Source organism: Rhodoferax sp. U2-2l, assembly GCF_020594515.1.
Lineage (GTDB): Bacteria > Pseudomonadota > Gammaproteobacteria > Burkholderiales > Burkholderiaceae_C > Rhodoferax.
In genome coordinates this window covers 86,601-105,222 of record NZ_JAJCTH010000011.1, presented here as the reverse complement: position 1 = coordinate 105,222, position 18,622 = coordinate 86,601, and the positions used below count along the sequence as shown (strand labels likewise).

Sequence of the window (18,622 nt, the reverse complement as noted above, 5' to 3'; positions counted from 1 at the left end):
CCGCCACACCTGCCAGCATCAGCGCGGCTTGAGCACGCTGGCCAAATCCTCGGGCGCCACCGATCGGGCTGCACCGAAACCCGCCACCTGTCGCGCGGCCAGGGCGGTGATGGCAAAAAAGCTGAAATCACCCAAGTGGGTCATCATTTCCGCGTCAGGAAAGCGCGCGAGATAGGCGCTTTTGGCAGCCCGCCAGTCTGCGCTGTCAGGCATCAGGCGGGCAGCGGTGCCCTCCAGCGACAGGCGGGGCAGGGCGTGCACCGGCTCCCCCGGCACCTCGGCCTGCATCACCAGCATCGACACCGTTGGGTCAGACATCAGGTAACGCGTGTGCGGCGCCAACTGGCTGACATGGATGATCAGCGCGCCACGGTGTGGCTCAATGGCAAACGGCACCATCGACACAAATGGCTTGCCCTGCCCATTGAGCGTGCCCAGGGCGGCCACGCGCTGGGTGTGGAGCAGGGTGCGCAGGGCCCGGTTCAGGCGGGTTTCGTGCGGCTGGGTGCCTTCAGGTTCTTCAGCGTTCATAGATCAAAACGGCCTTCAGTCCTTATGGATCATGGGCTGGCAGCTATCCCTAACGGTTCAGGCGGGGACGGCACTCGCAGCCCCAATTTGCAGAATCAGGTGGTGGTTGACCCGCTCACGCACGGCCGAGGCCAGCAGCGCCGACGCAATGCCCGCGCCCGCACCCGAGGTGGCATGTAACAGCGGTGGGCGGATCAGCTTGGCCTGCGCGTCCATCACCACCACCACGTCGGGTTGGTTGATCTGTTGGGTGCGCCGCGTGACGATGGCCACGCGCCCGTCTTCCAGTTGCACAAAGGTGCCTGGCGGGCAAAACCCCACCCTGCGAACCAGCGCCTGCCCGATGGCGCCGCCGTGTTCGGTGTGGCCCTGGATCAGGTGGCGGGCCGAGTCGGCGGCACTTTGCCCTTCGCGCGACTCACGCGGGCTGATCATGGCGGCGTAGCGGTCGACCACCAGCAGAATATGCGCCAGTCGCCGTGGCGCGGGCAGCATGATCAATGCCACGGGCGAGCGGTCTTCGACATGGTGCAGCCGCACCACATCCAGCCACAGCGCGTCGGTGATGCCCTTGCCCGCCAGCATCTCGGCACCTTTGATCGGGTGCTCGTTGATGGCGGCCTGCTGTTCGCGCGTGGGGCGGCTGCGCTGGCTGGCCATCTCGTCCTGCAGCACGGTCATGGCCACGTTCATGGTGAGCGCGGCGCGCACCAGGCTGTCGCGCTGGCTGCGGGGCAGGGCAAAGTCGGTGGCGATCAGGTCGCACAACACGGCGCACACCAGGGCATGCGAGGCGCTGTAACCCACTGGCGACTTGGTCGCGAGCTGAAAAAGCAGGTACAGGCTGACGTCGGTGTCTTGTCTGAGCAAGTCCTGCAGCCAGCGGTCGTACTGGTGAATGCGCTGGCTGAATTCCTGCACGCTGTCAGGATGCGTCAACACCATCGCCAGCCCGGACTCGAGGTCAGACCATTGGCCGAGCAAGTCCTCGTACTCGTCTTCGGTTTTAACGATCAGCGCCATGCTCAAAAACGCTTGTCCAGCACCATCTGATCGTTGTTGCGGTTCATCTGGAAGCGGCTCAGAAAGTTGTTGCCCAGCAGCACGTAAGGCATGGCGCCTTCGGACACCACCGCGTCCATGTTGTACAGCGTGACGCTGCCCACGCGCAGTTGGTCGAGCTTGATGCGCCAGGCGGGAATGACGCCATTGGCCGTGCTCATGGCTTGTGGCCGCCCCTGTGTGTAATTGAGGCCCAATTGCCGGGCTTGCTCTGCCGACAGGCTGACCATGGAGGCGCCCGTGTCGACCATCATCGACGCGCTGCGCCCGTTGATCTGCCCCTGCGTCATGAAATGGCCACGTGCGTCAGCATTCAGCACCAGCTTGTTGCCACCCGCGGCATCGCCAGAGCCACCCACGCTGACCGGTGTGCCGCCCAGGCGCAACAACATGCGCTCGCCCGCCATTTCCACCGTGGCTTGATCACCCTGCAGGCTGAGCAGTTTGACGCCTTCGTGAGATTCTCCCGGTGCCAGACTGCGCGGCTGGCCGCCGTCGATCACCAGCAGCGCCTTGCTGCCCAGCAGGCCAGCCAGCGCCACATTTTGGGCGGCGCTCGGCAAGGCCACAGTGCACAGCAGCATCGCGCTGGCCACGGCGGGCAGGGTGCGCAGCAGCGGGTGCATCAGTCGCGGTAGTTGTCAAAACTCAGGGGAATGTCGGTGATTTCCTTGCGCATCAGGGCTTGGGCGGCCTGCAGGTCGTCGCGGTCTTTGCCGGTGACGCGCAATTTTCCGTCCTGGATGGCAGCCTGCACCTTGATCTTGCTGTCCTTGATCAGGCGCTGGATTTTTTTGGCCAACTCGGTCTCGATGCCGTCGCGGATCTTGATGACCTGCTTGACCTTGTCACCGCCGATTTTCTGGACGTCACCCTTGTCTAGAAAACGCACATCCACCTCGCGTTTGGTGAGTTTGTTGCGCAGGATGTCCTCGATCTGGCTGAGCTGGAAGTCGGCGTCCCCAATCAGGGTGATTTCCTTGTCTTTGAGTTCGACAGCGGCGGGTGTGCCTTTGAAGTCAAAACGGGTGGCAATTTCTTTGGACGTGTTTTCCACGGCGTGTTTCACGTCCACCATCTTGGCTTCACAAACGGTGTCAAAAGAGGGCATAAGAGTTCTCGCTAAATAAATGTTCGACAATTCCGCCATGTTAGTTCAGAACAATGTGCCGCTACAGGCCTACAACAGCTTTCACATCCTGGCCAAAGCCAATGCGCTGGCCCACATCAGCACCCAAGCCGACATCAGCACCCTGCTGGCCGACCCGCTGTGGGTCGATTTGCCCAAATTTGTGCTGGGCGGCGGCAGCAATGTGATCCTTACCGGTGATGTCAAACCACTGGTGCTCAAGGTCGAGATTTTGGGCCGCCAACTGGTGGCCGAGACCGACAAAGCGGTCATCGTTGAAGCCGGTGCCGGTGAAAACTGGCACGATTTTGTGGCCTGGACGCTGGCGCAGGGCTGGCCCGGCCTGGAGAACATGGCGCTGATCCCGGGCACCGTGGGCGCCGCGCCGGTGCAGAACATCGGCGCTTATGGGGTGGAGCTGCAGGACCGCTTTGATTCGCTCGACGCGATTGACCTGGTGACTGGTCAGGTGTTCACCCTGAACGCCGCCCAATGCGCCTTCGGTTACCGTGACTCTGTTTTTAAACATAGCAGTGCAGCCAATCCAGATGCGGGCCAGCAGGCCATTGGCCTCAAAGACCGGGCGCTGATCCTGCGTGTGCGTTTTGCCCTGCCCAAACCCTGGAAACCGGTGCTGGGTTACCTGGACCTCGAGAAAAAAATGGCCGAGCACGGTGTGGACCAGCCCACCGCGCAGCAGCTGTTTGACTGGGTGTGTGAGATCCGCCGCGCCAAACTGCCCGATCCGGCGGTGATTGGCAACGCGGGCAGTTTCTTCAAGAACCCCACGGTGACACCCGAGCAGTGCGCCGACATCATTGGCCGCGACCCCAAGGTGGTGTTTTACCCGCTGGCCGACGGCAGCTTCAAGCTGGCGGCGGGTTGGCTGATCGACGCCTGCGGCTGGCGCGGCAAGTCGGTCGGCAAAGCGGGCGTCTACGAGAAACAGGCGCTGGTGCTGGTGAACCGTGGCTCGGTCGACGGCCCCGATGGCGCCACCGGTGGTGAGGTCATGACCCTGGCCAAAGCAATCCAGACCAGTGTCTACGAGCGATTTGGTATTTGGCTCGAGCCCGAACCGGTGGTGGTGTGAGCTGCTTTCGGTAACAGGCCGCAACGGATAGTTTGTGTTTTTTTTGGCCTCTGGCCCCGGATTTATTGGGCATCTAGCTATTGTTAGCATAGTGTGTTGATGGCTTCAATCGGCCACTGCGGCGGGTGCCCTGTGGCAGCGTCGGGCTATCTGTGCGCTTAAGCGGATTTCAGCGCCCATTTGAGACATGATGCAGCCATGAAAAAAATCCTTGTGCTTGGGGGTACCGGCTTTGTAGGTGCCCATGTGTGTGAAAAACTGGTGCGTGACGGCTGGGCCGTCACCGTGCCCACAAGGCGGCGCGCCAACGCGAACCACATCAAGCTGCTGCCCGGCCTAACCGTGCTGGAACTCGATGTGCACAATGAAGCAGCCCTGGCCCAGGCCGTGGCTGGACACGACGCTGTGGTCAACCTGGTGGCCATCCTGCACGGCACACAAGACGCGTTTGAGTGCACCCATGTGGCCCTGCCACGAAAAATTGCCAAGGCTTGCCTGGCCCACGGCGTGAAACAGCTGGTGCATGTCAGCGCCCTGGGCACCGATGCGCTGCAGCCACAAACCCTACCGTCGATGTATTTGCGCTCCAAAGGCGAGGGTGAGGCGGTGCTGATCCAGGCCGCCACCGGTGCGGTGGCAGGCAGCAGCGAGCGCGGCGGCTTTGACCTGAGCATCCTGCGCCCGAGCGTGATTTTTGGTGCCCAGGACAAGTTCCTCAACGTGTTTGCCAAGTTGCAAAAAATCTTCCCGGTGCTGCCGCTGGCCGGTGCCAACGCGCAGTTTCAGCCGGTGTGGGTGCAAGACGTGGCCAGCGCCGTGGTGCGTTGCCTGGCTGGCGCCAGTCAAGCGGCCTCACCACGCACCATCGAAGTGGTCGGCCCCGAGGTGTTCACCCTGAAACAGCTGGTGCAACTGTCCGGCCAGCTGGCGGGCCTGGGTGGTGGTTTTGGCCGCCCCGTGTTTGGCCTGCCCGACTGGGCCGCCCGCCTGCAAGCCAAACTGATGGGCCTGGCACCGGGTGAGCCGGTGATGAGCACCGACAACCTCGACTCGATGAAAGTGCCCAACGTGGCCACTGGCAAATTCCCGGGCCTGGACTCCCTGGGCATCACCGCCTCGGCCTTGCAGCCGATTGCTCAGGGGTATTTGCAGGGGAGGTAGGGGCAAGCTGGCGCGCTCATGTCGTCAGAAACGACATGAGCGCCATACGTGTCGTCCTATTGCAAAAACGAGGGCGAGTTTTCTGGGGAAAGAGGGATAGGCAATCGTAAGATTGCCGGTTTCACCCCGGTCATCCGAAAAGCGCGATCTTTCAACCATGCCCCCGTCCCACTTCACCTACGACCAGCCTGCCAGCAAGCCGAGTCACGTTGTCAAAGAAGATCAGATCGAATACGGCTTTATCGGCAAGCTGCAGGGGCTGAAGTACGAGTACCGCCAAGACATTCGCGACCGTGCCGCGCTTGAGCGCAACTTCCGCGAGAAGTTTGAAGCGCTCAACCGCGTCAAGCTCTCAGACGGCGAGTTCGCCCGTCTGCTCGACGACATCGTCACCCCCGACGTGTTCACGGCGGGCAAGACCCTGCGCAGCATCAACGCGTTCACGCGTGAAGACGGCACACCGCTGAACTACACCCTGGTCAACATCAAAGACTGGTGCAAAAACACCTTCGAGGTGGTCAACCAGCTGCGCATCAACACCGACTACAGCCACCACCGGTATGACGTGCTTATCCTGATCAACGGCGTGCCCTGTGTGCAGATTGAGCTCAAAACGCTGGGTATCAACCCGCGCCGCGCCATGGAGCAGATCGTTGACTACAAAAACGACCCCGGCAACGGCTACACCAAGACGCTGCTGTGCTTTTTGCAGCTTTTCATCGTCAGCAACCGCACCAACACCTATTACTTCGCCAACAACAACACGCGTCACTTTGCGTTTAATGCGGACGAGCGCTTTTTGCCCATTTACCAGTTTGCGGACGAAGCCAACAACAAGATCACCCAGCTCGACGAGTTTGCCGACAAGTTTTTGGTGAAGTGCACCCTGGGCCAGACCATCAGCCGCTACATGGTGCTGGTGGCCAGTGAACAAAAGCTGCTGATGATGCGCCCATACCAGGTGTACGCGGTCAAACAAATCGTGGACTGCATCCACCAGAACTGCGGCAACGGCTACATCTGGCACACCACCGGCAGCGGCAAAACACTCACCTCCTTCAAAGCCTCCACCCTGCTCAAGGACAACCCCGACATCGAGAAATGCCTCTTTGTGGTGGACCGCAAAGACCTGGACCGCCAAACCCGCGAAGAATTCAACCGCTTCCAAGAAGGCTGCGTAGAGGAAAACACCAACACCGCCACGCTGGTGCGCCGCCTGCTGTCTGACGACTATGCCGACAAGGTCATCGTCACCACCATCCAGAAGCTGGGTTTGGCGTTGGATGAAAACAGCAAACGCAACAAACAACAAAAGAAAGACGGCAAGGCCACCTTCAAAGAGCAGCTGGCACCGCTCGCCGACAAACGCATCGTCTTCATCTTTGACGAATGCCACCGCTCGCAGTTTGGCGACAACCATGACGCCATCAAGACCTTTTTCCCGAAAGCCCAGCTCTTTGGCTTTACCGGCACGCCCATCTTTGAAAAGAACGCCACGGTCAAGCAGTTCGAGGGTGAGGAAGGCCAGTACCGCACCACCGAAGACATCTTCCAAAAGCAGCTACACGCCTACACCATCACCCACGCCATTGAAGACGCCAACGTGCTGCGTTTCCATGTGGACTACTTCAAGCCAGAGGGGAAAAACCCACCCAAGGCCGGTGAGGCCCTGGCCAAAAGGGCCGTCATTGAAGCCATCCTGGCCAAACACGACACGGCCACTGCAGGCCGCCGCTTCAACGCCATCCTGGCCACCGCCAGCATCAATGACGCCATCGAATACCACAGCCTGTTTGCCGACCTGCAAAAGGCCAAGCAAGCGGCAGACCCCGCTTTTGTGCCCCTGAACATCGCCTGCGTGTTTTCGCCCCCGGCGGAGGGCAATGCCGATGTGAAGCAACTGCAGCAAGACCTGCCGCAAGAAAAGCAAGACAACCAGGTCGACCCCGATGGCAAAAAGACCGCCCTCAAAGCCATCTTGGGCCAATACAACACCCGCTACGGCACCAACCATCAGCTGAGCGAATTCGACTTGTATTACCAGGACGTGCAAAAGCGGATCAAAGACCAGCAGTGGCCCAATGCCGACTACCCGGCAGCCAAAAAAATCGACATCACAATAGTGGTCGACATGCTGCTCACCGGCTTTGACAGCAAATACCTCAACACGCTGTATGTGGACAAAAACCTCAAGCACCATGGCCTGATACAGGCGTTTTCGCGCACCAACCGCGTGCTCAACGGCACCAAGCCCTACGGCAACATCCTCGACTTCCGCTATCAAAAAGACGCAGTGGATGCCGCTATCGCTATGTTCTCCGGTGAAAAGACTGCTGAACAGGCCCGTGAAATCTGGCTGGTGGACAAGGCCCCGGTGGTTATCCAGAAGCTGGACGCCGCCGTCACCAAACTGGCTGATTTCATGCAAAGCCAGGGCTTGGCTTGCACGCCCGAAGCCGTGCACAGCCTCAAGGGCGACGACGCCCGCGCCGCCTTCATCAAAAATTTCAAAGAAGTGCAGCGCCTCAAAACCCAGCTCGATCAGTACACCGACTTGACCGAAGACAACACCGTAGCCATCGAACACATCTTGCCCGCAGTGGACCTGCAAGCCTTTCGCGGTGCGTACCTTGAAACCGCTCAGCGCCTGAAAGCCCAACAGGCCAAGCAAGACCATGGTGGCGCGGCAGGCAGCGACGCCGCCGCTGTAGACCAGCTCGACTTTGAGTTTGTGCTGTTTGCCAGCGCGGTCATTGACTACGACTACATCATGGGCCTGATGTCCCGGTATTCGCAGGGCACCGGCAAACAGAAGATGACCAAGGACGAGCTGATTGGCCTGATCTTGGCCGACGCCAAGTTCATGAACGAGCGCGACGACATTGCCGCCTACATCAACACCCTGAAGGCGGGCGAGGGCCTGAGCGAGACCGCCATCCGTGAGGGCTACACCCGGTTCAAAAAGGAAAAAGACAGCACCGAGCTGAGTTCAATAGCCACCCGGCATCAACTGGCTCCTGCCGACCTGCAAACCTTTGTCGATGGCATCTTGCAGCGCATGATTTTTGACGGTGAAGCGCTCAGTGACCTGATGGCCCCGCTGGACTTGGGCTGGAAGGCACGCGCCCAGGCAGAAACGGTGCTGATGAAAGAGTTGGTGCCGTTGCTGCAAAAACGTGCGCAAGGGCGTGACATTTCGGGGTTGAGTGCGTATGAGCAGTAGAGCGCTACTTGAAGAGGTGTTAACGCTGGAGTCCCCTCAGGGCCCAGACGTCAGCAGCACCTTGCATGCTCAATACACCGAGGCGCTGGCCTTCATCAAACGCAACCTGCGCCGCGTGCAGGGTGACCAGGGCTTCAACTCGCCGGGTATCCTGGAAGTGCCTGAAATCGCCCTGCAAGAACTGCTGGTCAATGCGCTCGTCCACCGCGACTACTTCACCAGCGCCTCCATCCGCATTCTGGTGTTTCGCGACCGCATCGAGATCATCAGCCCCGGCCCCTTGCCCGACAGCCTGAGCATTGACGACATCCGCCACGGCAAAAGCAACCGCCGCAATCCCACGCTGAGCGAGCACGCCTTCCGACTGCTGCCCTACCGAGGCATGGGCAGCGGCATCTCCCGGGCGCTGGGCGAATGGCCGCAAATTGAGCTGATCAGTGAGGTCAGCGGTAACCAATTCACCGCCCTGGTGCGGCGGCCTCAAGGGCAAGGGGAAGCCGCTGGCGAACAAGTCACAGGGCAAGTCACAGCGCTTCTCATGGCCGTCGGTGAAGGTTCGTGGAGCCGCAAAGAGCTGATGGAAAAGCTAAATCTCAAAGGCAGAGACAATTTTGAAAAACTGTATCTGGCACCTGCGCTAGAGGCAGGCTTGGTTGAACGCACCATCCCCGACAAACCTAACAGCCGTTTGCAGAAATACCGCCTGACCGAACAAGGCAGGGGGGTGCTGAAATGATTTTGCCCCCACCGCACGCCACCGCGCCGAACGCTGACCCTTACCTGGAGTTGCTGGATACGCTCTCTGCGGCCATGGCCCCACTGCAGGCACTTCACCAACAGGCCGTCGAGGCACTGGCACCCACCGTCCAGGCCATCCTGCGCAGCGACAGCCCCGATGCCCTCTGGATCGAGCACACGCTGGATCAACTTCTGAATCACGCTTGCACACCCAAAGGACTTGCTCTCTTCAAAGCCCTGTGCCGCCATTACTGGCAACTGGACCCGCAAGCGACCGCCAGCTACATCCATGCCTACCGTGAGATGTGGGATGGTGAGGACAAGAACGACACAGCAGAGGGGGAGCCATGAACCGCAGAACAACCAAGACCAGCACCCTGGACATCCAGGGCACCAGCGTAGCGGTAGTCACGTCGCCTCAAGGCGACTACATCTCGCTCACCGACATGCTGCGCGCGAAAGACGGTGACTTTTTCATCTCAGATTGGCTGCGCAACCGCAATACGGTCGAGTTCTTGGGCATTTGGGAGTCCATCTACAACCCTGCTTTTAATTACGGCGAATTCGCCACAATTAAAAGTCAGGCAGGCCTCAACAGCTACAAAATCAGCGTCAAAGAATGGGTTGAAAAGACGGGAGCGGTTGGACTTAAAGCGACTGCAGGGCGCTATGGCGGCACGTACGCGCACCCCGATATTGCCTTTGAATTCGGCATGTGGATCAGCCCCGAGTTCAAGATTTACCTGGTCAAAGAGTTCCGCCGTCTCAAAGAAGAAGAAAGCAGCCGCCTCCAACTCGGCTGGAACTTGCAGCGCACCCTGTCCAAAATCAATTACCGCATCCACACCGATGCCATCAAAGAAACCTTGGTTCCACCCACCATCACCAAAATCCAGGCCAGCCATGTCTACGCCAGCGAGGCCGACTTGCTGAATGTGGCCCTCTTTGGGCAAACCGCCAAACAGTGGCAAGACAGCCATCCCGACGCCCAAGGTAACCAGCGCGACAACGCCACGCTGGAGCAATTGGTGGTGCTCACCAATCTGGAAAGCCTCAACGCCGTCTTCATCCGCCAAGGGTTGCCCGCACCAGAGCGCCTACTCAAGCTTAACGACATTGCCATCACGCAAATGCGTAGTTTGTTGGCTGACCACCATATGAAGAGACTGGCATCATGAAACGAGAAAAAACCAACTTGGTGCCGAAGCTGCGGTTTCCGGCGTTTCGGGATGCGGATGGGTGGAGCGAACAATTTGGCGATAACCTGTTCAAGCAGATAAGCGATAAGAACCCCGAGCCCGGTCTTCCCGTATTGGCGATTACCCAAGAATATGGCGCGATCCCCAGACACATGATTGACTATCACGTATCGGTGTCTGAAAAAAGCATCGAAAGTTACAAGGTAGTTCAGGTAGGTGATTTCATCATCAGCCTCAGGTCGTTTCAGGGCGGCATTGAGTACTCGCAATACAAGGGAATATGCAGTCCGGCTTACGTCATCCTTCGGCGGCGCGGTCAAGGAAACGATGCATATTTCAGGCATTACCTGAAGACTGACAGATTCATTCAAATCCTCACAAAAAATCTGGAAGGTCTTCGCGACGGGAAGATGATCAGCTACAAGCAGTTTTCAGAATTACGAATTCCCGTCCCATCACCAGAAGAACAGAAAAAAATCGCCGACTGTCTGAGTTCCTTGGACGAACTGATCGCCGCGCAGGCCCGCAAAGTGGACGCGCTCAAGACCCATAAAAAAGGGCTGATGCAGCAGCTTTTCCCCCGCGAAGGTGAAACCCAACCGCGCCTGCGGTTTCCTGATTTTCGGGGTGCGGGGGAGTGGGAGCTTAGGAAGCTTGAAGACTTGGCCAAAAGAGGCTCTGGCCATACACCCAGCAAAAGCAGTTCAGAGTATTACGACGGAGGCATCAAATGGGTTTCTCTTGCCGATTCGAAGCATTTGGATGCAGGATTGATTTCGACTACCAAGATAGAAATTTCCAAACAAGGTATTGAGAACTCGTCAGCGGTACTGCATCCCGCAGGTACGGTGCTAATTAGTCGTGATGCGGGTGTTGGCAAAAGTGCTGTCATGGCTGTGCCCATGGCGGTTAGCCAGCATTTCATTGTCTGGGTTTGTGATGATCAAAAACTAGTAAATTGGTTTTTGTATTACTTGCTTCAGCTAATGAAGCCTATTTTTGAACGGATAGCCACGGGTAGCACGATCAAGACCATCGGCCTTCCCTTTTTCAAAGAGTTGTGCATATCAGTGCCGCCCTTGCGTGAGCAACAGCGAATCGCCGACTGCCTAATCTCCCTCGACGCCCTCCTCACCACCACCAACCAAGAGCTCGACACCCTCAAGACCCACAAAAAAGGGCTGATGCAGCAGCTCTTCCCCTCGGTGGAGGCAGTTGAGGGATGAGCGAGAAGATCAAGATTCACCGCTTCACCAGCTTGCGCAGGCTCGCTGCCCGGCTGCGCGATGACTTGAATGGTGGCAGCCAGGACTTTGTGCTGCTCTATGCCTACAACGGCACGGGCAAAACCCGGCTCTCCATGGAGTTCAAGGATGCAGGCAAGCGCAAAAATAAGGGCCAGCCCGACACGTTGTATTTCAACGCCTTTACCGAAGACCTGTTCTACTGGGACAACGACCTGGATCAAGACAAAGAGCGGCGGCTGCACATCAATGCAGATTCCAAGTTTTTCAAGGGCGTGAAGGACTTGGCCCTGGATGAGCGCATTGGCCACTACCTGGGACGGTATGCAGACTTTCTGTTCGACATTGATTACGACAAATGGACCATCAGCTTTCGCAAAAGTGAAGAGGAGCGCCACATCAAGGTGTCGCGTGGTGAAGAGAACATCTTCATCTGGTGCCTGTTCATGGCGATTTGTGAGCGTGTCATTGACGGGCTGGAAACCTATGCATGGGTTAAATACCTTTACATTGACGACCCCATCACCTCGCTGGACGACAACAACGCCATAGCTGTGGCCAGCGATTTGGCCAAGCTGCTGCGCAAGGCCAAGAGCAGAACCCGACCTGAAGCCGTGGTAGCCGACGGGCCTGGGCAGGCTGATAACCCACCACGCATGGTGCCTGCGCCCATCAAGGCCGTGGTGTCATCCCACCACGCCTTGTTCTTCAATGTGGTGTGCAATGAGGTAAAGAAGGATGCGCACAAGAAGTACTTGCTGCAACGGCCTGAGCGCGGCACCATCTACACGCTGCGCGCCACGGACGATACGCCGTTTTTTCACCATGTCTCGATGTTGGCAGAGCTTCAAAAGGCATCTCAGGGCGGCACGCTTTACACCTACCACTTCAACATGCTGCGTAGCATTTTGGAGAAGACCGCTACCTTTTTCGGTCGCGACGATTTTTCTGCCTGCATTCATGGGCTGGATGATGCGGACCTTTTTTCTCGCGCACTCAACCTGCTAAGCCACGGCAAGTACGATATCTACCAGCCCTTGGAGATGGTGGATGACAACAAGAAATTATTCAGACAGATTCTTGATGCGTTTTTGGGTCGCTATGAATTTGTGCTACCCGACGTCTTTGAATCCCCAACCAAGAAGAAAGCTGAAGGGGCTGCTGCATGATTGACGTACTCCTCTACGACTGGAAATGTGGCATATCAGTTGTCAAGCATTGGTTGACAACTGAAGTTACGACAGGTAGCTGGGCAACTGGCAAGGAATTCTTGACAGTTCAGACCTGCGGAAAAGGCGAGCTTGCAAAATGACGAAAAAAATCATCATCATCGCCGGGCCAAATGGGGCAGGCAAAACCACGTTTGCCCGGTCGTTCCTGCCACAAGAAGCACAGTGCCAGCGCTTTATCAACGCCGATCTGATTGCCGCAGGTTTGTCCCCTTTTGCGCCCGAGCAAGCGGCTATCAAGGCGGGGCGTTTGATGCTCTTGGAAATGGATGAATGTGTGCGCAAGGGCGAGAGCTTTGCGTTTGAAACCACGCTGGCAGGGCTGGCCTACGTGGGGCGTATTGGGCAATGGCGGGCACTTGGCTACCACGTCAGCCTGTTTTTTCTGCGCCTGCCCGATGCACAGACGGCTATTGCGCGCGTGGCAGAGCGCGTGCAGCAAGGCGGACACCATATTCCGGAGGATGTGATTCGTCGTCGTTTTGTTGCAGGTCTGCACAACTTTGAAAATGCCTACAAGTCCGCAGTGGATGCATGGGCGGAATTTGACAACGTTGGCGAAGAGCCAGCACTTTTGCAATGGGGTGAAAACCAATGAATGCCAACGACTTGGCCAAAGCCAAAGACCCGGATGTGCGCGCTGCCCTGGGTGCGCTGCGCCGTGCGGCCCAATCGGCCCGCAAGACGGCGATGCAAACCAATACCCATCTGGTCATCATGAAAGATGGGCGCTTGCAACGCATTTCCGCCTCAGACCTCGTGCTGCAAGAAGCCGCAAAAAGCAGACCTAAATGACCGAACACAACCAAAAACAACTGGGCAACACCCTGTGGGCGATTGCCGACCAATTACGCGGCGCGATGGATGCGGATGACTTCCGCGACTACATGCTGTCCTTCCTGTTCCTGCGCTACCTGTCTGACAACTACGAGGCGGCGGCCAAGAAGGAGTTGGGCAGTGACTACCCCACGGTGGAACAGAAAGACGACAACAGTGCGCGCCCCGTGCCGCTGGCGTTGTGGTACGCCAACAACCCGGCGGATATCACGGCGTTTGAAAAACAAATGCGCCGCAAGGTGCACTACGTGGTCCAGCCGCAGCACTTGTGGAGCAGCATTGCCAATATGGCGCGCACCCAAAGTGATGAGCTGCTCAACACGCTGCAGGCGGGCTTCAAATACATTGAGAACGAGTCTTTTGAGAGCACGTTTCAAGGCTTGTTTTCTGAAATTGACCTGGGTTCGTCCAAGCTGGGTAAGACGTACACCGATCGCAATACCAAGCTCTGCACCATCATCCAGAAGATTGCCGATGGACTGGCCGAGTTCTCCAAAGAAATGGACGCGCTGGGTGATGCGTATGAGTACCTGATTGGTCAGTTTGCTGCGGGCTCGGGCAAGAAGGCGGGTGAGTTTTACACGCCACAGCAAATCTCGGACATCCTCTCAGCCATCGTGACGCTGGACAGCCAGGAGCCCAAAACCGGCCCCAAGCAGCGACTGGAGAGTGTGATGGACTTTGCCTGCGGGTCTGGCTCGCTGTTGCTGAACGTGCGCAAGCGCATGGGGCCGCATGGCATTGGCAAGATTTACGGCCAAGAGAAGAACATCACCACCTACAACTTGGCGCGTATGAACATGCTGTTGCACGGGGTGAAAGACACCGAGTTTGATATCTTCCACGGTGACACGCTGACCAACGATTGGGACATCTTGCGGGAGCTGAACCCGGCCAAAAAGCCTGCGTTTGATGCCATTGTGGCCAATCCGCCGTTCAGCTACCGCTGGGAGCCGACCGACGCGTTGGCGGACGACGTGCGCTTCAAAAACCATGGCCTGGCGCCCAAGTCGGCCGCGGACTTTGCATTTTTGCTGCACGGCTTTCACTTCTTGAAAGACGAAGGCGTGATGGCCATCATCTTGCCGCATGGTGTGCTGTTCCGTGGCGGGGCGGAAGAACGCATCCGCACCAAGCTGCTGAAGGACGGCCACATCGACACAGTGATTGGGCTGCCGTCCAATCTGTTTTATTCCACAGGTATTCCGGTGTGCATCCTGGTGTTGAAGAAGTGCAAAAAGCCGGATGACGTGTTGTTCATCAATGCGGCAGAGCACTTCGTCAAAGGCAAGCGCCAGAACCAGCTGACAGGTGAGAACATCGCCAAAATCATCAAGACGTACCAGTTCCGCGAGGAAGAGGCACGTTACTCACGCAGGGTGGGAATGGCCGAGATTGAGAAGAACGAGTTCAACCTGAACATCTCGCGCTACATCAGCACGGCGGTAGGTGAGGCGGAGATTGACCTGGCCGCGACACACGCCGACTTGGTCCAGATTGAAAAAGACATTGCGGCGGCCAAACAAAAGCACAACGGTTTTTTGGCAGAGCTGGGTTTGAAGCCGCTGTCCTGAGCCCGCTTGATATGTAGGAAGCACAAAAAAGCCCTCCAAGCTTCCACTTGGCGGGCTTTGTTTTGTTAGAGCTTGAGGCCGCTTACTTACCCAGCTTCAAAAAGTCATCCCCCTTACCCAGCTCCAGCAACCCGGCTTTGGCATAAATGCCCAGCTTGGCGCGGGTGTCGGTGATGTCCAGGTTGCGCATGGTCAACTGGCCAATGCGGTCGAGTGGGCTGAAAGGCGCGTCCTCGACCTTTTCCATGCTCAGGCGCTCAGGTGCGTAGGTCAGGTTGGGGCTCTCGGTATTGAGCAGGCTGTAGTCGTTGCCACGGCGCAGTTCCAGTGTGACGGTGCCGGTAATGGCGCTAGCCACCCAGCGTTGGGCGGTTTCGCGCAGCATGATGGCTTGGCTGTCGAACCAGCGGCCTTGGTATAGCAGGCGGCCGAGTTTGCGGCCACTGCTCCGGTACTGCTCGATGGTGTCTTCGTTGTGGATGCCAGTCACCAGGCGCTCGTAGGCGATGAACAGCAGAGCCAGGCCGGGGGCTTCGTAGATGCCACGGCTCTTGGCTTCGATGATGCGGTTTTCGATCTGGTCACTCATGCCCAGGCCGTGGCGGCCACCGATGCGGTTGGCTTCCAGGAACAGGCTGACTAAGTCGGGGTATTCCACGCCGTTCAACGCGACCGGACGGCCTTCTTCAAAAGTCACGCTCACTTCTTCGGCCTTGACCACACAGTCGTCGCGCCAGAACGGCACACCCATGATCGGGTTGACGATGCGGATGCCGGAGTTGAGGTTTTCCAGGTCTTTCGCCTCGTGCGTGGCGCCCAGCATGTTGGAGTCGGTGCTGTAGGCCTTTTCGGCGCTCATCTTGTAACCAAAACCGTGCGCGGTCATGAAGGCGGACATTTCGGCGCGGCCACCGAGCTCGTCGATGAAGGCCTGGTCCAGCCAGGGTTTGTAGATCTTGAGTGCCGGGTTGGTCAGCAGGCCGTAGCGGTAAAAGCGCTCAATGTCGTTGCCCTTGAAGGTGCTGCCGTCGCCCCAAATGTTGACGTCGTCCTCTTTCATCGCCGCCACCAGCATGGTGCCGGTCACCGCGCGGCCCAGCGGCGTGGTGTTGAAGTAGGTCACGCCAGCGGTGCTGATGTGGAAGGCGCCACTTTGCAAGGCGGCCAGACCTTCGGCAGCCAGCTGCTGGCGGCAGTCGATCAGGCGGGCTTTTTCAGCGCCGTATTCCATCGCCTTGCGCGGGATTTCGTCATAGTCCGACTCGTCGGGCTGGCCCAGGTTGGCGGTGTAGGCATAGGGCAGGGCGCCCTTGAGCTTCATCCAGTGCAAGGCGGCGCTGGTGTCAAGCCCGCCTGAGAAAGCGATGCCGACCTTTTGGCCGACGGGAATGTTCTGCAGAATGGTGTTAGACATGATTTTGGTCTCTAGACCTTATGAAATAGGGGTAGGTAGCTATGAAAAATCAACCGAAATGGCAAATGTAGTGGTAGGGCTCGGTGACGCGGATCTCAAAGCTGCTGTTGCCAGGGATGCTGAAGCTCTCACCGGGGCCAGAGGTCAGCCACACCTCGCTGCCCTTGGGTTTGTACTCACAGCGGCCAGCCACACATTCCATGATTTCCGGTGCGCCGGTGTTGAAGGTCAGGGTGGCGGGCAAGACCACGCCGACCGATTTTTTGCTGCCATCCGCCAAGGTGATGCCGTGGCTGATGCATTTGCCGTCAAAGTAAACGCTGGCTTGGGTGGCGACGGTCACGCCTTCAAATTGTGTGGTGGTCATGGTGGGTCTGGTTCCGGGCGATGAAAGCCTTTGATTTTAGGGGAGCCCCGACTCAAATCCGCCCGGCAAAAACCTCGGCATCAAACCCCACAGTCACCGTCCCATCACCCCACACCACCACCGGCCGTTTGATCACACTGGGCTGGGCCAGCATCAACGCCGTGGCCGAGGCGTCGTCCATCACTGCCAGCCGGGTCGGCTCATCGAGTTTGCGCCAGGTCGTGCCCTTGCGGTTCACCAACGTTGGCCACCCCACCGCCGCCAGCCAACCCGGCAACAGATCCGCGGGCACGCCTTGCTTTTTGAAGTCATGAAACGTCACCTCCAGCGCCTGTTCTGCCAGCCAGGTGCGTGCCTTTTTGACGGTGTCGCAGTTGGGAATACCGAAAACGGTGACTTTTTGGGGGAGGTGGGTAGGATTTTTCATGCCCGCCATGTTGCCATTAATCGGGTTAACCCTGCCCGGTGTAGCCACCTGCGCGACAATTCAGCCCGCTATGACACATTCTTTCCAAACCCTCAACGAGTGGCTGGCCTACTGCGAGCAGCTTCACCCCACCGCCATTGACATGACCCTGGAGCGTGTGCGCACCGTGGCGCAGCGCATGGCCATCACCATTAAATGCCCGGTGATCACCGTGGCTGGCACCAACGGCAAGGGCTCCACCTGCGCGATGCTGGAGGCGATTTTGCAGCAGGCGGGTTACCGCACTGGCGTCTACACCTCGCCGCATCTGGTGCACTTTGAGGAGCGCCTGCGCCTCAATGGTCAACCGGTGGCTGCTGCCGAATTGGTCGCGGCCTTTGCAGCGGTGGAAAGCGCCAGATGCCAGAAGAATGATGTGATTTCGCTCACCTATTTTGAATTCTCGACGCTGGCTATTTTTGACGTGTTGCGGCATCACCCGCTGGATGTGGTGATTCTCGAAGTGGGCCTGGGTGGGCGCCTGGATGCGGTCAACATCATCGAGCCCGACTGCGCCATCATCACCAGCATCGACCTGGACCACATGGCTTTGCTGGGCCCGGACCGCGAAGCCATCGGCTACGAAAAAGCCGGCATCATGCGCACGGGCAAACCCGTCATCGTGAGCGACCCGGTGCCGCCGCAAAGTGTGCTGGACCGTGCGCTGGAGGTGGGTGCAGACCTGTGGCGGGTGGGCGTCGATTTCAATGTGTCGGGTGACAAACAACAATGGGGCTGGGCCGGGCGGGGTCGGCGCTACGCCGGCATGGCGTACCCGGCGCTGCGTGGTGCCAACCAGCTGGTGAATGCCGCCGGTGTGCTGGCGGCGCTGTCAGCGCTGCGCGATCAGTTGCCGGTGACGGCGCAGGCGGTGCGCTCGGGCTTGCTGGCGGCCGAGTTGCCGGGGCGCTTCCAGATCGTGCCGGGTCAGCCGACGCTGGTGCTGGATGTGGCGCATAACCCGCACGCGGTGGCCGCGCTCACTGCTAATCTGGACGCCATGGGGTTTTTCCCGACCACCCACGCGGTGTTTGGTGCCATGGCGGACAAAGACCTGTCCGCCATGCTGGCGCGTATCGGACCGATCATCGACAAGTGGTATTTCACCGATTTGCCCACCGCGCGGGCGTTGGCCGCAAGCGACCTGCTGGCGCAGTGGCAGGCGCAAAACCTGCGCAAAAACGCCACGGCCAGCACCTACGCCGACCCAGAATCCGCCCTGCAGGCGGCCCTGGCTGGCGCGGACCCCGCTGATAGAATCGTCGTCTTCGGGTCGTTTTACACCGTGGGCGGCGTCTTGAAAGACGGTGTGCCCCGGCTGGCGGCCAAGCATCTCCCCACCCCTTGAGTCACCA

At 58.5% G+C, this 18,622-nt stretch carries 19 protein-coding genes; 12 read left to right on the top strand and 7 right to left on the bottom strand.

Going from position 1 to position 18,622, the window contains the following annotated elements; translation table 11 throughout:
* Positions 1 to 18 precede the first annotated feature (18 nt).
* From LHU53_RS11465 to LHU53_RS11450, 4 genes are read right to left on the bottom strand one after another with little or no spacing between them, the layout of a single operon-like run.
* Positions 19 to 531, bottom strand: coding sequence for a HugZ family protein (locus LHU53_RS11465; RefSeq protein ID WP_227332790.1), 513 nt, complete (start codon positions 529 to 531; stop codon positions 19 to 21).
* Between the two features lie 57 nt (positions 532 to 588).
* The gene (locus tag LHU53_RS11460; RefSeq protein WP_227332789.1) at positions 589 to 1,554 is read right to left on the bottom strand and encodes an HD-GYP domain-containing protein; all 966 of its coding nucleotides are present in this window, start codon (positions 1,552 to 1,554) and stop codon (positions 589 to 591) included.
* A gap of 2 nt (positions 1,555 to 1,556) precedes the next feature.
* Complete coding sequence (locus tag LHU53_RS11455) at positions 1,557 to 2,219, bottom strand: TIGR02281 family clan AA aspartic protease (protein WP_227332788.1); 663 nt, start codon at positions 2,217 to 2,219, stop codon at positions 1,557 to 1,559.
* Complete coding sequence (locus tag LHU53_RS11450) at positions 2,219 to 2,704, bottom strand: YajQ family cyclic di-GMP-binding protein (protein WP_227332787.1); 486 nt, start codon at positions 2,702 to 2,704, stop codon at positions 2,219 to 2,221. Before LHU53_RS11450 ends, LHU53_RS11455 begins: the two co-directional genes overlap by 1 nt.
* Before the next feature lie 37 nt (positions 2,705 to 2,741).
* On the opposite strand from LHU53_RS11450, the gene murB reads away from it, so the two are divergent.
* The 11 genes from murB (at position 2,742) to LHU53_RS11395 (ending at position 15,020) form a co-directional block, all read left to right on the top strand.
* Positions 2,742 to 3,815, top strand: a complete 1,074-nt coding sequence (gene murB / locus LHU53_RS11445) for a UDP-N-acetylmuramate dehydrogenase (protein ID WP_227332786.1) — start codon at positions 2,742 to 2,744, stop codon at positions 3,813 to 3,815.
* A gap of 198 nt (positions 3,816 to 4,013) precedes the next feature.
* Complete coding sequence (locus LHU53_RS11440; RefSeq protein ID WP_227332785.1) at positions 4,014 to 4,976, top strand: complex I NDUFA9 subunit family protein; 963 nt, start codon at positions 4,014 to 4,016, stop codon at positions 4,974 to 4,976.
* A gap of 157 nt (positions 4,977 to 5,133) precedes the next feature.
* Positions 5,134 to 8,199 carry a type I restriction endonuclease subunit R gene (locus LHU53_RS11435; RefSeq protein ID WP_227332784.1) on the top strand — a complete coding sequence of 1,022 codons (3,066 nt, stop codon included), beginning with the start codon at positions 5,134 to 5,136 and terminating at the stop codon, positions 8,197 to 8,199.
* Entirely contained in the window at positions 8,189 to 8,935 is a 747-nt protein-coding gene (locus tag LHU53_RS11430; RefSeq protein WP_227332783.1) for a Fic family protein, read from the top strand. Before LHU53_RS11435 ends, LHU53_RS11430 begins: the two co-directional genes overlap by 11 nt.
* Positions 8,932 to 9,288 (top strand): hypothetical protein, encoded by a 357-nt coding sequence (locus LHU53_RS11425; protein ID WP_227332782.1) that lies wholly within the window; start codon positions 8,932 to 8,934, stop codon positions 9,286 to 9,288. Before LHU53_RS11430 ends, LHU53_RS11425 begins: the two co-directional genes overlap by 4 nt.
* On the top strand, positions 9,285 to 10,115 hold the full coding sequence (locus LHU53_RS11420; protein ID WP_227332781.1) for a KilA-N domain-containing protein: 831 nt from the start codon (positions 9,285 to 9,287) through the stop codon (positions 10,113 to 10,115). Before LHU53_RS11425 ends, LHU53_RS11420 begins: the two co-directional genes overlap by 4 nt.
* The gene (locus LHU53_RS11415) at positions 10,112 to 11,362 is read left to right on the top strand and encodes a restriction endonuclease subunit S (RefSeq protein WP_227332780.1); all 1,251 of its coding nucleotides are present in this window, start codon (positions 10,112 to 10,114) and stop codon (positions 11,360 to 11,362) included. Before LHU53_RS11420 ends, LHU53_RS11415 begins: the two co-directional genes overlap by 4 nt.
* A complete protein-coding gene (locus LHU53_RS11410; RefSeq protein ID WP_227332779.1) occupies positions 11,359 to 12,549 on the top strand; it encodes an anticodon nuclease in 1,191 nt (396 codons plus the stop codon). Before LHU53_RS11415 ends, LHU53_RS11410 begins: the two co-directional genes overlap by 4 nt.
* Positions 12,550 to 12,688: 139 nt before the next feature.
* On the top strand, positions 12,689 to 13,207 hold the full coding sequence (locus LHU53_RS11405; RefSeq protein WP_227332778.1) for a zeta toxin family protein: 519 nt from the start codon (positions 12,689 to 12,691) through the stop codon (positions 13,205 to 13,207).
* Positions 13,204 to 13,404, top strand: a complete 201-nt coding sequence (locus LHU53_RS11400; protein ID WP_227332777.1) for a hypothetical protein — start codon at positions 13,204 to 13,206, stop codon at positions 13,402 to 13,404. Before LHU53_RS11405 ends, LHU53_RS11400 begins: the two co-directional genes overlap by 4 nt.
* Positions 13,401 to 15,020, top strand: a complete 1,620-nt coding sequence (locus LHU53_RS11395; protein WP_227332776.1) for a type I restriction-modification system subunit M — start codon at positions 13,401 to 13,403, stop codon at positions 15,018 to 15,020. Before LHU53_RS11400 ends, LHU53_RS11395 begins: the two co-directional genes overlap by 4 nt.
* An 82-nt stretch (positions 15,021 to 15,102) precedes the next feature.
* On the opposite strand, the gene argG is transcribed toward LHU53_RS11395, so the two are convergent.
* The 3 genes from argG to LHU53_RS11380 are packed head-to-tail and all read right to left on the bottom strand — an operon-like array spanning position 15,103 to position 17,237.
* Positions 15,103 to 16,434, bottom strand: a complete 1,332-nt coding sequence (argG, locus tag LHU53_RS11390) for an argininosuccinate synthase (RefSeq protein WP_227332775.1) — start codon at positions 16,432 to 16,434, stop codon at positions 15,103 to 15,105.
* A 49-nt stretch (positions 16,435 to 16,483) separates the two neighbouring features.
* Positions 16,484 to 16,801, bottom strand: coding sequence for a pyrimidine/purine nucleoside phosphorylase (locus LHU53_RS11385; RefSeq protein ID WP_227332774.1), 318 nt, complete (start codon positions 16,799 to 16,801; stop codon positions 16,484 to 16,486).
* Positions 16,802 to 16,853: 52 nt separating this feature from the next.
* Positions 16,854 to 17,237: an ArsC family reductase gene (locus LHU53_RS11380; protein WP_227332773.1), complete on the bottom strand. Its 384-nt coding sequence runs from the start codon at positions 17,235 to 17,237 to the stop codon at positions 16,854 to 16,856.
* A gap of 61 nt (positions 17,238 to 17,298) precedes the next feature.
* Between LHU53_RS11380 and folC the strand changes: the two genes are divergently transcribed.
* Entirely contained in the window at positions 17,299 to 18,615 is a 1,317-nt protein-coding gene (folC, locus tag LHU53_RS11375) for a bifunctional tetrahydrofolate synthase/dihydrofolate synthase (protein WP_227332772.1), read from the top strand.
* Positions 18,616 to 18,622 lie beyond the last annotated feature (7 nt).

Coding starts and splice junctions, on each gene's coding strand:
- folC (WP_227332772.1), top strand. CDS start 17,299: ATGACACATTCTTTCCAAACCCTCAACGAGTGGCTGGCCTACTGCGAG.
- LHU53_RS11430 (WP_227332783.1), top strand. CDS start 8,189: ATGAGCAGTAGAGCGCTACTTGAAGAGGTGTTAACGCTGGAGTCCCCT.
- LHU53_RS11425 (WP_227332782.1), top strand. CDS start 8,932: ATGATTTTGCCCCCACCGCACGCCACCGCGCCGAACGCTGACCCTTAC.
- LHU53_RS11395 (WP_227332776.1), top strand. CDS start 13,401: ATGACCGAACACAACCAAAAACAACTGGGCAACACCCTGTGGGCGATT.
- LHU53_RS11410 (WP_227332779.1), top strand. CDS start 11,359: ATGAGCGAGAAGATCAAGATTCACCGCTTCACCAGCTTGCGCAGGCTC.
- LHU53_RS11460 (WP_227332789.1), bottom strand. CDS start 1,554: ATGGCGCTGATCGTTAAAACCGAAGACGAGTACGAGGACTTGCTCGGC.
- LHU53_RS11455 (WP_227332788.1), bottom strand. CDS start 2,219: ATGCACCCGCTGCTGCGCACCCTGCCCGCCGTGGCCAGCGCGATGCTG.
- murB (WP_227332786.1), top strand. CDS start 2,742: ATGTTAGTTCAGAACAATGTGCCGCTACAGGCCTACAACAGCTTTCAC.
- LHU53_RS11435 (WP_227332784.1), top strand. CDS start 5,134: ATGCCCCCGTCCCACTTCACCTACGACCAGCCTGCCAGCAAGCCGAGT.
- LHU53_RS11380 (WP_227332773.1), bottom strand. CDS start 17,237: ATGGCGGGCATGAAAAATCCTACCCACCTCCCCCAAAAAGTCACCGTT.
- LHU53_RS11465 (WP_227332790.1), bottom strand. CDS start 531: ATGAACGCTGAAGAACCTGAAGGCACCCAGCCGCACGAAACCCGCCTG.
- LHU53_RS11450 (WP_227332787.1), bottom strand. CDS start 2,704: ATGCCCTCTTTTGACACCGTTTGTGAAGCCAAGATGGTGGACGTGAAA.
- LHU53_RS11420 (WP_227332781.1), top strand. CDS start 9,285: ATGAACCGCAGAACAACCAAGACCAGCACCCTGGACATCCAGGGCACC.
- LHU53_RS11400 (WP_227332777.1), top strand. CDS start 13,204: ATGAATGCCAACGACTTGGCCAAAGCCAAAGACCCGGATGTGCGCGCT.
- argG (WP_227332775.1), bottom strand. CDS start 16,434: ATGTCTAACACCATTCTGCAGAACATTCCCGTCGGCCAAAAGGTCGGC.
- LHU53_RS11440 (WP_227332785.1), top strand. CDS start 4,014: ATGAAAAAAATCCTTGTGCTTGGGGGTACCGGCTTTGTAGGTGCCCAT.
- LHU53_RS11405 (WP_227332778.1), top strand. CDS start 12,689: ATGACGAAAAAAATCATCATCATCGCCGGGCCAAATGGGGCAGGCAAA.
- LHU53_RS11385 (WP_227332774.1), bottom strand. CDS start 16,801: ATGACCACCACACAATTTGAAGGCGTGACCGTCGCCACCCAAGCCAGC.
- LHU53_RS11415 (WP_227332780.1), top strand. CDS start 10,112: ATGAAACGAGAAAAAACCAACTTGGTGCCGAAGCTGCGGTTTCCGGCG.